The organism is Ruegeria sp. YTSC230, from assembly GCF_059609665.1.
On the sequence record NZ_JBXWMC010000008.1, the window covers coordinates 191,047 to 204,264 of the forward strand.

The 13,218-nt window shown below is 57.7% G+C and carries 15 protein-coding genes; 8 read left to right on the forward strand and 7 right to left on the reverse strand.

All coding sequences use genetic code 11. The features are described 5' to 3' along the window. Nucleotides 1–64: 64 nt before the first annotated feature. The 3 genes from glcF to AC2FD9_RS17070 are packed head-to-tail and all read right to left on the reverse strand — an operon-like array spanning nt 65 to nt 3,960. Nucleotides 65–1,381: a glycolate oxidase subunit GlcF gene (glcF, locus tag AC2FD9_RS17060; protein ID WP_496838016.1), complete on the reverse strand. Its 1,317-nt coding sequence runs from the start codon at nt 1,379–1,381 to the stop codon at nt 65–67. A gap of 4 nt (nt 1,382–1,385) precedes the next feature. Next, entirely contained in the window at nt 1,386–2,486 is a 1,101-nt protein-coding gene (locus tag AC2FD9_RS17065; protein ID WP_496838018.1) for an FAD-binding protein, read from the reverse strand. Nucleotides 2,487–2,511: 25 nt separating this feature from the next. Then, nucleotides 2,512–3,960, reverse strand: a complete 1,449-nt coding sequence (locus AC2FD9_RS17070) for an FAD-linked oxidase C-terminal domain-containing protein (protein WP_496838019.1) — start codon at nt 3,958–3,960, stop codon at nt 2,512–2,514. 80 nt (nt 3,961–4,040) lie between these two features. Between AC2FD9_RS17070 and AC2FD9_RS17075 the strand changes: the two genes are divergently transcribed. After that, complete coding sequence (locus AC2FD9_RS17075; protein WP_496723556.1) at nt 4,041–4,751, forward strand: DUF599 domain-containing protein; 711 nt, start codon at nt 4,041–4,043, stop codon at nt 4,749–4,751. Nucleotides 4,752–4,786: 35 nt separating this feature from the next. Then, nucleotides 4,787–5,134 (forward strand): hypothetical protein, encoded by a 348-nt coding sequence (locus AC2FD9_RS17080; protein ID WP_496838022.1) that lies wholly within the window; start codon nt 4,787–4,789, stop codon nt 5,132–5,134. Between the two features lie 3 nt (nt 5,135–5,137). Here the strand turns inward: AC2FD9_RS17080 and AC2FD9_RS17085 are convergent, their stop codons facing one another. The 4 genes from AC2FD9_RS17085 to AC2FD9_RS17100 form a co-directional block, all read right to left on the reverse strand. After that, nucleotides 5,138–5,623: a flavodoxin family protein gene (locus tag AC2FD9_RS17085; RefSeq protein WP_496838024.1), complete on the reverse strand. Its 486-nt coding sequence runs from the start codon at nt 5,621–5,623 to the stop codon at nt 5,138–5,140. A 1-nt stretch (nt 5,624) separates the two neighbouring features. Continuing rightward, nucleotides 5,625–6,095 (reverse strand): 23S rRNA (pseudouridine(1915)-N(3))-methyltransferase RlmH, encoded by a 471-nt coding sequence (gene rlmH, locus AC2FD9_RS17090; protein WP_496838026.1) that lies wholly within the window; start codon nt 6,093–6,095, stop codon nt 5,625–5,627. A 44-nt stretch (nt 6,096–6,139) separates the two neighbouring features. Continuing rightward, on the reverse strand, nt 6,140–6,499 hold the full coding sequence (rsfS, locus tag AC2FD9_RS17095; RefSeq protein ID WP_496838028.1) for a ribosome silencing factor: 360 nt from the start codon (nt 6,497–6,499) through the stop codon (nt 6,140–6,142). Nucleotides 6,500–6,663: 164 nt separating this feature from the next. Beyond that, on the reverse strand, nt 6,664–8,016 hold the full coding sequence (locus AC2FD9_RS17100) for a mechanosensitive ion channel family protein (RefSeq protein ID WP_496838030.1): 1,353 nt from the start codon (nt 8,014–8,016) through the stop codon (nt 6,664–6,666). 102 nt (nt 8,017–8,118) lie between these two features. On the opposite strand from AC2FD9_RS17100, the gene AC2FD9_RS17105 reads away from it, so the two are divergent. From AC2FD9_RS17105 to AC2FD9_RS17130, 6 genes are all read left to right on the forward strand, one after another. Next, entirely contained in the window at nt 8,119–8,217 is a 99-nt protein-coding gene (locus AC2FD9_RS17105; protein ID WP_108861670.1) for an isopropylmalate isomerase, read from the forward strand. A gap of 52 nt (nt 8,218–8,269) precedes the next feature. Then, complete coding sequence (leuC, locus tag AC2FD9_RS17110) at nt 8,270–9,673, forward strand: 3-isopropylmalate dehydratase large subunit (protein ID WP_058276552.1); 1,404 nt, start codon at nt 8,270–8,272, stop codon at nt 9,671–9,673. A gap of 37 nt (nt 9,674–9,710) precedes the next feature. Then, nucleotides 9,711–10,265 (forward strand): HdeD family acid-resistance protein, encoded by a 555-nt coding sequence (locus AC2FD9_RS17115; RefSeq protein ID WP_496838032.1) that lies wholly within the window; start codon nt 9,711–9,713, stop codon nt 10,263–10,265. Nucleotides 10,266–10,307: 42 nt separating this feature from the next. Next, a complete protein-coding gene (gene leuD, locus AC2FD9_RS17120) occupies nt 10,308–10,913 on the forward strand; it encodes a 3-isopropylmalate dehydratase small subunit (protein ID WP_496736957.1) in 606 nt (201 codons plus the stop codon). Nucleotides 10,914–11,242: 329 nt separating this feature from the next. After that, nucleotides 11,243–12,073, forward strand: coding sequence for a hypothetical protein (locus AC2FD9_RS17125; RefSeq protein WP_282170875.1), 831 nt, complete (start codon nt 11,243–11,245; stop codon nt 12,071–12,073). Next, nucleotides 12,070–13,101, forward strand: coding sequence for an endonuclease/exonuclease/phosphatase family protein (locus AC2FD9_RS17130; protein WP_496838034.1), 1,032 nt, complete (start codon nt 12,070–12,072; stop codon nt 13,099–13,101). Before AC2FD9_RS17125 ends, AC2FD9_RS17130 begins: the two co-directional genes overlap by 4 nt. Nucleotides 13,102–13,218 lie beyond the last annotated feature (117 nt).

Here is a 13,218-nt window from a genome sequence, read left to right on the forward strand (position 1 = left end):
AATAGGGCGATGACGCCCGCGTCCGTTTAACGGGGCGAGTGGTGCGCAGTTGCATCAGCATGGCCTATCTAAGGACCGGAACCTTGGGTTTGGCTGGTTCACGCAATGCACGCGGCACAGGCCCACCCGTTGCCCAATCCAAAAGCTCGACCGTGTGCAGCACGGGAATGTCCGTGCCAGAGCCGATCTGCATCATGCATCCGATATTGCCCGCCGCGATCACGTCCGGCTTTTTGGCTTCCAGCGTTTTGACCTTGCGGTCCTTCAGCTTGCCCGAAATCTCGGGCTGCATCAGGTTGTAAGTTCCCGCGCTGCCGCAGCACAGATGACTATCTGTAGGCTCTAACACAGCAAAACCGGCCTGTTTCAGCAGAGTTTTGGGATGAGCTTTGATCTTTTGACCGTGCTGCAAAGAACAAGCTGCATGATATGCAACGGTCAGGCCCCTTTCTTCACCTTCAGGCAGTTCCAGCTGGATCAGCAGTTCGCTGATATCCATTGCAATCGATGACACCCGCGCCGCGTCTTCGATTATGGGATCGTTGCGAAACATATGGCCATAACCCTTGACCGTCGTGCCGCAGCCCGAGGTGTTGATGACAATGGCGTCCAGCCCGTCGCCGTGCATTTCTGCGGTCCAGGCCCTGATGTTGGCCTTTGCGGCCTCATGGCTTTCGCGGGTCTTGCCCATGTGATGGGTCAGCGCGCCGCAGCACCCTGCCCCTTCAGCCACGACGACCTCGCATCCCACCCTGGTCAAAAGTCGAATAGTTGCGTCGTTAATGTCAGTATTCAAAGTTTTTTGCGCACAACCCGTCATCAGAGCAACGCGCTTGCGCTGCGGTCCCTTGGCCGGAAATCTCTGCGGGTCGTCATTGCGACTAACGGGCGGGATATGTTTGGGTGCCATGTCCAGCATGGCACGCAACCGGGCATCAGGCATCAGAAAGCGGAATGGCCGCCCGAGCTTCGCCCCGATCAAAGCCCAGCGGAACCGCATCGGATAAGGCAGGATCTGAGCCAACACCCAACGCAGCGCACGATCCGAGAAGGGGCGTTTGTAGTTCTCTTCGATGTATTCCCGCGCGTGGTCGACCAGATGCATGTAGTGCACACCCGATGGACACGTGGTCATACAGGCCAGGCATGACAGGCAGCGGTCGATATGCTTGACCGTTTTCTCATCCGGCACACGCTCGTTTTCCAGCATGTCCTTGATCAGGTAAATGCGCCCCCGTGGACTATCCAACTCGTCCCCCAGCACCTGATAGGTCGGGCATGTGGCTGTACAAAACCCACAATGGACGCAGTTTCGCAGGATTTCATTTGATCTTTGGATCGCGGGATCTTGCAACTGCTCTTCGGTGAATGTCGTCTGCATCGGCTTACCCCATCAACCCCGGATTTAACAAACAGCGGGGGTCGAATCTTTGACGTATACCCTTAGTTAGAGCCGAAATATTTGGCGCCTCCGGTTGAAAGTGCCCCAGTTCAGCCAGTGTTTCCCGCCCTGCCCGCACGATGTTTGCGTGACCGTCAAACGCGCCTAATTGCGCACGCAGATCAGTTCCAACCGGCACCAAGGTCCAGATCAACCCGCCACCCCAATCAAACAACGTTCGATCTGCCCGGATGCGCGCAACGATGCCCGGCGCATCCGAGGGTTTGACCGAAATGCGCCAGACATCACCGCTTTGTTCGTGGAAACCGGCTGCGTCACGTAGGTCGACCCACAATGTGCCGGGCTGCTCAAGTTCGGCAACCTCGCCGAAACCAGACAGTAGGGATTTCAGTTGATCCGACCTGTATGTCACCGAACCCGCAAATCCTTCGAGGCGCAGTAAGGCGCTTCCCATATCCGGGTCGTACGCTGCTCCGCTAACTTCAAAAGGGGATTTCAATGCGGCGGACAGCGCTGCAATTGCGGTGGTCACATCAGGTACCTGAACAGACAGCGTTGCGGCGACTTCGGGCTTTGGCAGTACTTTCAATGACACTTCGGTCAAAACGCCCAGAGTGCCCCAGGATCCCGCCATCAGTTTGACCAGATCATAGCCGGTGACGTTCTTCATGACCCGGCCACCATTCTTGATGACCCGCCCCATGCCATCGACATAGCGCACGCCCAAAAGGAAATCACGGCATGCCCCTGCCTGTACCCGCCGGGGGCCTGATATGTTGGCCGCCACAACGCCGCCTATGGTCGGTGTGCTATTGGTGCCCAGCAATCCCCGGTGATCCATCGGCTCAAAGGCCAATTGCTGACCTTCTGCATCTAATGCGGCCTCGATCTCTGTCACCGGCGTGCCGGCTTTCGCTACCAGCGTTAGCGCACCGGGTTCGTAAAGTGTGATGCCGGTTAGTCCGCTTGTTTCAATCACCGCATCTGGTCCCACAACACCGCGCGTACCGCCTCCCTTGATGCGGATCGGTTCGCCCAGCCCGGCCACCATCTCGGCCAGTTCGGCTTCTGTCTTTGGTTTCATGACAATTCTTCTTTGTTAGAGCCGATTATTCAGCGGCAATCCGCGCGATGCGTCGGGATTCAGACGCACTCAACGGAAAAACCTTGGCGGGGTTCAGCAACCAATTCGGGTCGAACACATCCTTGATGACCATCTGAGCCTCAAGGTCCGCAGGCGCGTATTGGTGGGACATCAGATCGCGTTTTTCGATCCCAACGCCGTGCTCACCTGTCAGGCAGCCACCCACATCAACACAAAGCTTCAGAATATCGGCTCCGAACGCCTCGCATTTCTCAAGATCACCGGGTTTGTTGGCATCGAACAGGATCAATGGGTGCATGTTGCCATCGCCTGCATGAAACACATTTCCGACCGGCAAGCCGTATTCTTCGCTCATTTCACCAATCCGGCGCAGCACTTCCGGCAAGGACGACACCGGGATCGTGCCGTCCAGACACATGTAGTCGTTCAACTGCCCCATCGCGCCAAAGGCCGACTTGCGCCCCAGCCAGATTTTCGCGCTTTCTTCGGCCGACTGGCTTTCGCGCAGTTCGACCGGATTGTGGCGCTTGGCGATTTCGATGATCTTTGACAACTGATAATCCATCTCGGCCTCGGACCCCTCGACCTCGACAATCAGCAAAGCGTTACAGGCGGGGTAACCGGCATGGGCGAAATTCTCACAGGCTTTGATGCACAGAGTATCCATGAATTCGATCGCAACCGGCAGGATGCCCGACTTGATAATGTCCGAGACGCATTGCCCGGCGACCTCGTTGTCATCAAACCCCATCAGCACGGGTCGCGCGCCCTCGGGTTTGCGCAGAATGCGCAGCGTGGCTTCAGTCACTACGCCCAACTGCCCTTCAGACCCACAGATGACACCCAGCAGGTCCAAGCCCCCAGAGTCCAGATGCGCGCCGCCAATCTCGACCACGCTGCCATCCATCAGCACCATCTTTACGCCCAACAGGTTGTTGGTGGTCACGCCGTATTTCAGACAATGCGCCCCGCCTGAGTTCATGGCGATGTTCCCAGCAATGGCACAGGCGAGCTGTGAGGACGGATCTGGCGCATAGAAGAAATCGTCTTCCTCGACCGCGCCGGTCACGCTCAGGTTCGTGCGGCCTGATTGAACGCGAATGAAGCGGTTGTCATAGTCGACCTCCAGCACCTCGTTCATCCGGGCGACTCCAAGGATGACGCAATCCGCTGTTGGCAACGCGCCACCTGCCAAGGAAGTACCCGACCCGCGCGGAACCACTGGAACGCCTTCCTCGTTGCAGATGCGTAGAACGTCCGAGACCTCTTGCGTGGTCGACGGCAGCACCGCCAGCATCGGAGGGCACCTATACGCCGTCAGTGCGTCGCATTCATAAGCACGTGTCTCGGACGGCTCGTGAATAACCGCCTCTTCGGGCAAGACCTGCAACAAACGTTGAAGAACCACGGCCTTGCGGCGCAGAACGTCAGGATTTGGCGTTGGCATTTCCATGGCTGATCCTCCATTTGGTAAAATAATATTACCAATTTCTCCATCTGGCAAGTTCTCATGTCTGGCCCTAAGGTCGCCGCATGACGTGGATTGATCGGGCACAACTTTTTTCACCGCTGGACTATGCGGCAATTGCCGTGCTGCTAATTGCTTGGCTCTGGATCGGGTGGCGAATCGAAAACCCCTCCCCTACCAAGAGCTCTGTCACGATGATGATGGATGACTATCGTCGAGAGTGGATGCGGGAAATGGTCACTCGACAGCCCCGAATGTTCGACGCGCAGGTGGTCGCGGCGATGCGGCAGGGCAGCACGTTCTTCGCCTCGACCACGATGATCGCTGTCGGGGGCGGGTTGGCTTTGCTGGGCAATACCGAACGCCTTGCCGGTGTCGCCAATGATTTGGCCATCGGCAGCGCACCGGCCATGGTGTGGGAGATCAAGATTCTGATCATCATCCTTTTTCTGGCCAATGCATTCCTGAAATATGTCTGGGCGCACCGGTTGTTTGGCTATTGCGCGGTTCTGATGGCCTCGGTGCCCAATGAACCGTCGGACCCACAAGCCTATCCGCGCGCAGCACAAGCGGCCGAGATCTGCGTCACCGCGGCGCGCAGCTTTAACCGCGGTTTGCGCGTGACTTATTTTGCCCTGGCATCCGTTGCCTGGATACTTGGGCCTGTGGCGCTGTTGCTGGGCACGGCGATCACGTTCGGTGTCCTATACCGGCGCGAGTTTGCGTCGCATTCCCGGCTGGTCCTGCTGTCCCAACCGGGCGACACGGATTCGTGATCGCGAAGCCGACGGACAAAGCCTAGGATCGCCACATGCGGTATTTGATTCTCAGCCTTCTTCTCGCCAGCCCGGCGCTGGCCAACCCTTCTGTGATTGAAAAAGTGGCGGCCAGCCAAAGCGGTGACACGTGGCGATTCGACGTGACGATCCGCCATCCCGATACCGGGTGGGATCACTATGCTGATGGCTGGCGTGTTTTAGACATGGACGGTAATGAACTGGGCATGCGCGTATTGCATCATCCACATGAGAATGAGCAGCCCTTTACACGCTCCCTGTCCGGGGTGGTGATTCCAGATGGCGTGTCTCAGGTTCAGATTCAGGCGCGGTGCAGTGTCGATGGCTGGGGTGACGAGACGACGTTGGTCACACTGAACTGATCTTCAGAACACACCTAGCGCCAGACCCGCACCCAACGCAGCCCCAATATCACGGCACACATCCAGTTGGTTTTGCGGGATGGTCTTTTCGGCCAGAATAGCCTCGGGCGTTTGCGCATGGGTACAGATGATCAGCGGCGACTGAACCTCTTTCAAGCGCCAACCAGTGGCAATCCGCGCGGTTTGGCGGGCCGCATTCTCGCCATCAGACCCGGCACAGATCATCTGGGCATAGGGCCGTCCTTCGATCTTGCCCAGCACATGGTAGTAGCAGCGATCAAAGAACTCTTTCATCAGACCGGAAATCGCCGCCAGATTCTCGGGCGCGCAGAAAATATACCCATCCGCGGCCAGCAAATCCTCAGGGGTCGCCTGATCTGCAGTTTTCAGAACCGTTTCCGCTTCGTCCCGCGCTCCTGCCGCGGCGGCTTGGGCCATTTGACGGGCTCCGCCAGTGCGCGAATGGTAGACAATCAGAAGCTGCGCCATGTCAAACCCGGTGATAGGGACCGCCCGACAGGATGTTCGCGGCCCGGTATAGTTGCTCGGCCAGCATCACACGGACCAGCATATGCGGCCAGACCATCGACCCGAATGAGATGGAAAAATCGGCCTCGGCCCGCAGATCAGGGTCTATTCCGTCCGCACCGCCAATGATCAATGCCAGATCCTGCCGCCCGGCATCGCGCCAGCCACCCAGTTTTTTTGCAAAATCAGGCGAGGACATCACCCGCCCACGTTCATCCAGTGTGCAGATCACCGCACCTTTGGGCAGGGCCTTGCGCAGCAACGCGGCCTCGGCCCCCATGCCTGCGTTTTTCTTGTCTTCGACCTCGACCACCTGTGCAGGACCAAGGCCCAGGCTACGGCCGGTCCGGTCAAATCGGGTCAGGTAATCGTCAAGCAGGGACTTCTCCGGTCCGGCACGCAATCGCCCGACCGCACAAATGCTTATACGCATATTTCTCTCGCCTCCGGCCCGTTAATGCAGGCCGGGATAGCGCCTCAGTTGGCTGAGGCGCTGCTGCCCTGAGGCAGCCACATCTTTTCCAGCTGATAGAATTCACGCACTTCGGGGCGGAAGATATGGACAATAACATCGCCCGTATCGATCAGCACCCAGTCGCCGGCATCCTTGCCTTCGACCTTCGAGGTGAAACCGAATTCCTGCTTGATGCGATCCGTCAGCTTTTCCGCCATGGCCGAGACCTGACGGGTCGACCGACCCGAGGCAATCACCATGTGATCCGCGACAGACGACTTGCCTTGCAGGTTGATCTGCACGACATCTTCGGCCTTGTCATCGGAAAGTGAGGAAAGGATACGCTCAAGCAGCTTGTCGCTGATTGACTGAGAGTGGGCCATTACATTGGCCCCATCATCGGCGGGCAAACCCGCCTGTGTATGTAGAGACAGGACATAGTCCTCCTTTGTTGCGCGCCGCCAAACCCCGGCGCAGGGGTACTAATAAGGTAACAAGGGGAATGCAACATTTCAATGAACGGGCGCTTTTGCGGCCGCACGGGTGCTCACTCTTTGGCGATCTGTTGCGAGTCTGCGCCGTCGGGCAGCAGCCGAACCTCGCGCTGGGGGAAAGGAATCGATATCCCCTCGGCCTTGAAGGCGTCCCAGAGGGCGAGGTAAACATTGCCCCTGATATTGGTAAGCCCCTTGGTCGGATCGCTGATCCAGAACCGCAGCACATAGTCCACGCTGCTGTCGCCGAACCCGGTTATATGGCAGACCGGCTCATGTGAACCGCCGCTGAGAACACGTTTCACCGATTTAACTGCCCGGATCGCGGTTGCGCGCACCTGATGCGGGTCGTCGTCGTAACTGGTGCCAAAGTCCAGATCCAGACGCACATAACGGTCCGAATGCGACCAGTTCACCACCTGATTGGTGATCAAGTCTTCGTTCGGGATCAGGTATTCACGCCCATCCCGCGTGACCACCGATACATACCGAGCGCCCAGCGCGTTGATCCATCCGAATGTGTCACCCAACGAAATCACGTCGCCCGGTTTGATCGAGCGGTCCATCAGGATGATGATCCCGGAAATCAGGTTCGACACAACTTTTTGAAGACCAAAACCGATGCCCACGCCGATCGCGCCTGACAACAGCGCGATGCCAGTCAGATCAAACCCAAGCGTGCGGATGGCCGCCATAAAGACAGCTCCGTACAGCAGAACTTGAATGCCTTTGGCCAACAGAACCTGCATCGAAGGCGTGATGTCGTCGTTCCTCTGCAATCCCCGCTCGGCCGTGCGGGTCCCGATGCGGGCCAACGTCAGCAGCACGCCGATCAGCAAAGCGGCCTTGAGAATCCCCAGGGCCGAGATGTGCAGATCACCGATGGAAATCGCCACGCCGTCCAGAAACTCGGCCACATCATCCGTCAAGTTCAGCGCAACCAGTGTTGCATAGACCCACATTGCCCATTTGAAGATCCGCCGCAGCGTACGGTTGCGGACAAGTCGCGCCACCAGCGCGATCGCCAGCCAAGCGGCGGCCAATGTCGCGATCACGCCGATAATGTAACTGTGCGACGGCCAGGTCACATTCTGCATGAACAGGTACAGCGTCCAGGACAACAAAACGAAATAGACCAGTGTTAGACGCTGCATCAGCTGAACCAGAGTGCGCAGCCGCCATTTGGGCCAGCCGGTGCGGGCACGTGCCCAGGTTTCCCACCGGTTTTGCGTAACCAGCTTGAGCACATATGCCAAAGCCCACAGGGCGAGGATGATGATCAACTGGTGCCGCCGCCAACCCGGCGTAACGATCAGATCGGCAAGTTTGCCGAACTGCACGGAAAACCCCGCGACCATGTTTTCATAGAGTTCCGACAGCGAGCTGGGGATCAGGTCTTGGTTCATACAGGTCTCCTGACCCGCAGCTTGGACAGCAACTCGGGGTGATGCAAGCCCGAGGCCGGATTGAACCTTGATTGACGGGCACACGCGATATATCTGAGGCGCATGAGAGTCTATTTGGCCCCTGCTCCGACACTGCAAGACCGCACGCGCCTGCGTGAACGGTTCTTTGGGGCCGCCCGCACGGTTCTGGCCCGCCTATAAGCGGCGCCCAGCCACTCGCCAGCTATTTCTCATTACATACGGGAGAGGACCGATGTCCCCCAAAACACTCTATGACAAGATCTGGGATGCCCATGTCGCGCACGAAGCCGATGATGGAACCTGCCTGCTTTATATCGACCGCCATCTGGTGCACGAAGTCACCAGCCCACAGGCTTTCGAAGGCCTGCGCATGGCGGGCCGTCCGGTGCGCGCACCGGAAAAGACCATCGCTGTGCCGGATCACAACGTTCCGACCACTGCGGATCGCGTAAACGGGATCGAAAATCCCGAATCGCGCATTCAGGTCGAAGCACTGGACAAGAACGCAAAAGATTTCGGCATTCACTATTACCCGGTGAATGACGTTCGTCAGGGCATCGTTCACATCGTCGGCCCCGAACAAGGCTGGACGCTGCCTGGCATGACCGTTGTTTGTGGCGACAGCCACACCGCCACCCACGGCGCGTTTGGTGCTTTGGCCCACGGCATTGGCACGTCCGAGGTTGAACATGTTCTGGCCACGCAAACCCTGATCCAGAAGAAGTCCAAGAACATGAAGGTGGAAATCACCGGCAAATTGCAGCCCGGTGTGACCGCCAAGGACATCACTCTGGCTGTGATCGGTGAGACCGGCACTGCCGGCGGGACCGGCTATGTTATCGAATATTGCGGCGAAGCGATCCGCGATCTGTCGATGGAAGGCCGCATGACCGTCTGCAACATGGCGATCGAAGGCGGCGCCCGCGCCGGCCTGATCGCGCCAGACGAGACCACTTATGAATATGTCAAAGGCCGTCCCCACGCGCCCAAAGGTGCCCAGTGGGAAGCAGCACTGACATGGTGGAAAACGCTGTTTACCGACGATGACGCGCATTTCGACAAGGTCATCACCCTGCGCGGCGAAGACATCGCGCCTGTCGTGACCTGGGGCACCAGCCCCGAGGACGTACTGCCGATCACCGCAACTGTACCGAACCCCGAAGATTTTGAAGGTGGCAAGGTTGACGCAGCCCGCCGCTCGATCGAGTACATGGGTCTGGAAGCCGGTCAAAAGCTGAGCGACGTCGAGATTGACACTGTTTTCATCGGGTCCTGCACCAATGGCCGCATCGAAGACCTGCGTGCCGCAGCCGAGATCCTGAAGGGCAAAAAGGTCAAGGACGGCATGCGTGCCATGGTCGTGCCAGGTTCGGGCCTGGTTCGTGCGCAGGCTGAAGAAGAAGGTCTGGCCGAGATTTTCAAGGATGCCGGTTTCGAATGGCGTCTGGCCGGGTGTTCGATGTGTCTGGCGATGAACCCTGACCAACTGCAGCCGGGCGAACGCTGTGCAGCGACCTCAAACCGCAACTTCGAAGGCCGTCAGGGCCGGGGCGGACGCACCCATTTGCTGAGCCCGGCGATGGCTGCCGCAGCGGCAATCACAGGACGGCTGACAGACGTCCGTGAATTGATGTAAGGTCCCATCACATCTAGATATTTGAGGGATTGAAAACATGAGTGACTGGGTCAAATGGCTCCTGCTGGGGCTTCTGTCCATAGCGTTCGGTATCTTTGTACTGGGCGCGCCAGTTGTGGCGTCTGTCGCGGTGACGGTGGTAACAGGTGTGTTGCTGCTGATCTCGGGCGTGCTGCAAGTTGTTGGCGGCTTTACGGTTGAAGGCACCGGCAACAAAATTCTGTCACTCATCATGGGTGCGGTGATGCTGTTTTTGGGCTGGTCTTTCTTGGACCACCCGTTGCAGGGAACCCTGACCTTGGCGACCGTGATGCTGATCCTGTTCATGGCAGGCGGCATCGCGCGGGTCATTCTGTCGTTCCAGATGAAAGGAACACAGTTTTTCTGGCCCACGATGATCTCGGGCATCTTGTCGATCGTCCTTGCCGGTATCATCTGGACTTATGTGGGAAGCGATCCTCAGGTGCTTCTGAGCATTCTGGGCATCTTCCTGGGCATTGAGATGCTGTTCAACGGGTTCGGATTGGTCTTCATGGCGTTCTTCATCCGGAACGCACCCAACGACGCAACAACAGAAGCGAAAGAAGCTTAAACGCGGGATATGGGCGCGGCCCTCTCCTGCAGGAGTGTAGACATGGAAAAGTTTGACAAAGTCCACGGGGTGGCCGCCCCAATGCCGCTGATCAATATCGACACCGATATGATCATCCCGAAAGTGCACCTGAAAACCATCAAACGGTCCGGCCTTGGTGTCGTGCTGTTTGATGAGATGCGATACCATCAACATGGTGGCGAAAACGAAGACTTCGTGCTGAACAAACCCGCCTATCGTCAGACAGAGATTCTGGTTGCCGGTGACAATTTCGGCTGCGGCTCGTCGCGCGAACACGCGCCCTGGGCGATCAAGGATTTCGGCATCAAGGTTGTGATCTCGACCAGCTTTGCCGACATCTTCTTTAACAACTGCTTCAAGAACGGCATCCTGCCCATCGTGGTGGAAGAGGAACATCACGCCATTCTGATGGATGACGCACATAAGGGCGAAAACGCCCGCATGACCGTGCATCTGGAGGATCAGCAGATCACCACCTCGGATGGCGTTGTGATCGAATTCAGTGTCGACCCACATCGCAAGCATTGCCTGCTGAATGGTTTGGACGATATCGGCCTGACGATGGAGAAAGATCACCACATCGACAAATTCGAGGATCATGCAAGCCAGGCCCGCCCCTGGGTGTGATTCCAAGAACGAATCTGTGGATACTCAACCTATCGGGGTCGCCTGGGCGACCCCTTTCGCGTTCTTGGGGTTATCAGCCCAGCAACCACAACATGTGGTATTCCCCCTCTGATACACGCCGAATTTGCGACGGAAATGATGCAAAGGCGCACCAGTTTCGCCATCTTTTTGCCTGAAATTCCGTGTTTTCTGCAGCTTGGCTTGAGCGGATTGCCGCTTATCGTCAGTGTTGGCGATAATAGAGGCACCCGTCGAATAATAATTATCGGGCACAAGTTGGGACGAAACCGTCAAAGAAGCGGTCAATCCGGTTTGAAAGGGTTTGGATAGTGATTGCGCGCACAACAGGGGCGGCGATTCGGGGATTATTGGTCGCACTTTTGGTGCTGACGCCCGCGTTGTACCTGCCTGTAACGTCAACGAATGGGACCGAGATTGTCGTCTTTCTCGCCATTCTCGCGTTTTTCCTGACATTCGCTGAATACAACTCCTCCTTTCCCAGCTTTATCGAATTCCGCGATGCGCCACCTGTGAACCGTTTGCGCTTTGTCGGCCTGATGTCGATGGTCACGTTCCTGACGTTGATCTGCAAAAACGCATATACGCCGACCGGCCTGACGACAGTTTTCTATTCCTTCGGCGTGGGCGTCGCGAATGTGGTCGACTTTCCCTATTCGCCAGTACGGCTGATCATCCTGATGCTGCCGACTGACGCAAGCGCCCCCCTGATCGAACTTGTCCGTATTTCTGCCAGCGTCGCGTATGTTGCTGCTTTGGTGACGATCGCCAGCTTTGCCTATGCGGTGAAAGTGCGCGGCTGGCCGACCGGAAATGGCGCCTTCAATGTCTGGACCAATCTTCCGTTGTTCGACCCCACCAAAGGCGGTGACGTAGTTACGCGCCTGCAGCGCGACGGTCGGCTGAACATTTGCATCGGTATACTGCTGCCGTTCCTGATCCCGGCGCTGATAAAACTGCTGACTGACTATGCCGATCCGATCTCACTGAGCAATCCTCAGACCCTGATTTGGACGCTCAGCGCCTGGGCCTTCCTACCGGCCAGCATGATCATGCGTGGCATGGCGACCCTGCGCATTGCCAATCTGATCGTCGAAAAACGGCGCGCCTATTCCACAGCCGAGTCTACCCAGACCGCATGATCCGCATTCTGATCCTGCTGCTGTTGCCCGTTGTGGCACAGGCAGAGACGATCCGTATTGCCACCTACAACACAGAACTCAGCCGCGATGGTCCGGGATTGCTGTTGCGGGATATTCACCGCGGTGATGATCAGGTGATGGCGGTTGTTGCCGTTTTGGCGGACACCCGCCCCGATATCATTGCGTTGCAGGGGATCGACTGGGATTTCGAGGGGCTGGCGCTGGCGGCGCTGGCAAATCGGTTGCGCGAGGCCGGATTGGATTACCCCTACACTTTCGCAGCCCAACCAAATTCCGGCCTGGAAACGGATCTTGATCTGGACGGAGATGGTCGCACCAACGGCCCCGGCGACGCGCAAGGCTGGGGTCGGTTCACCGGTCAGGGCGGGCTGGCCGTGATGTCCCGCTATCCCATCGCATCGGATCAGATTCAGGACCTGTCCGACCTGCTATGGCTGGAACTGCCCGGCGCTGAACTGCCTCAACATGACGCAGGCCCCTACCCATCAGAACCGGCGCAGAACGTTCAGCGGCTCTCATCCGTGGCGCATTGGATTGTGCCCATTGAAACTTCGGTAGGGCAGCTGGATTTGATGACTTTTCATGCCTCACCCCCCGTGTTTGACGGGCCAGAGGATCGCAATGGACTGAGGAACAAGGACGAGATCCGCCTTTGGTCCGCAGTGATGGATGGGGCAGTCGGGCGCAAACCCGATCGTCTGTTTGTCATCGCGGGTGACGCCAATCTGGACCCAGTGCGAGGTGATGGACGCAAGGAGGCGATCCGAGAGTTTTTGAACGACCCCCGCCTTCAGGACCCTTCACCCGCAGACCCCTCAGGCGATTTGACAACGGTGGTCTGGAAAATGGTTGGTCCAATGCGGGTCGATTACGTCCTGCCATCGGCCCAATGGCAGGTGGTGGATTCCGGGGTGCACTGGCCCGTCGCGGGCTCCGAAGAACGCGAAACCGCCGAAAGCGCCAGCCGTCACCGGCTGATCTGGGTCGACCTGACACTGCCTCGCTGATACGGCATTTTGCGCCATGATCTGGCCTGCAATGCAGACCTGACGCAATTTTCAGACGCTAACGGAAACAAACCTGTAATTTCCTTGCCGTCAGGCGGGATCGTCTCATTGACCCGA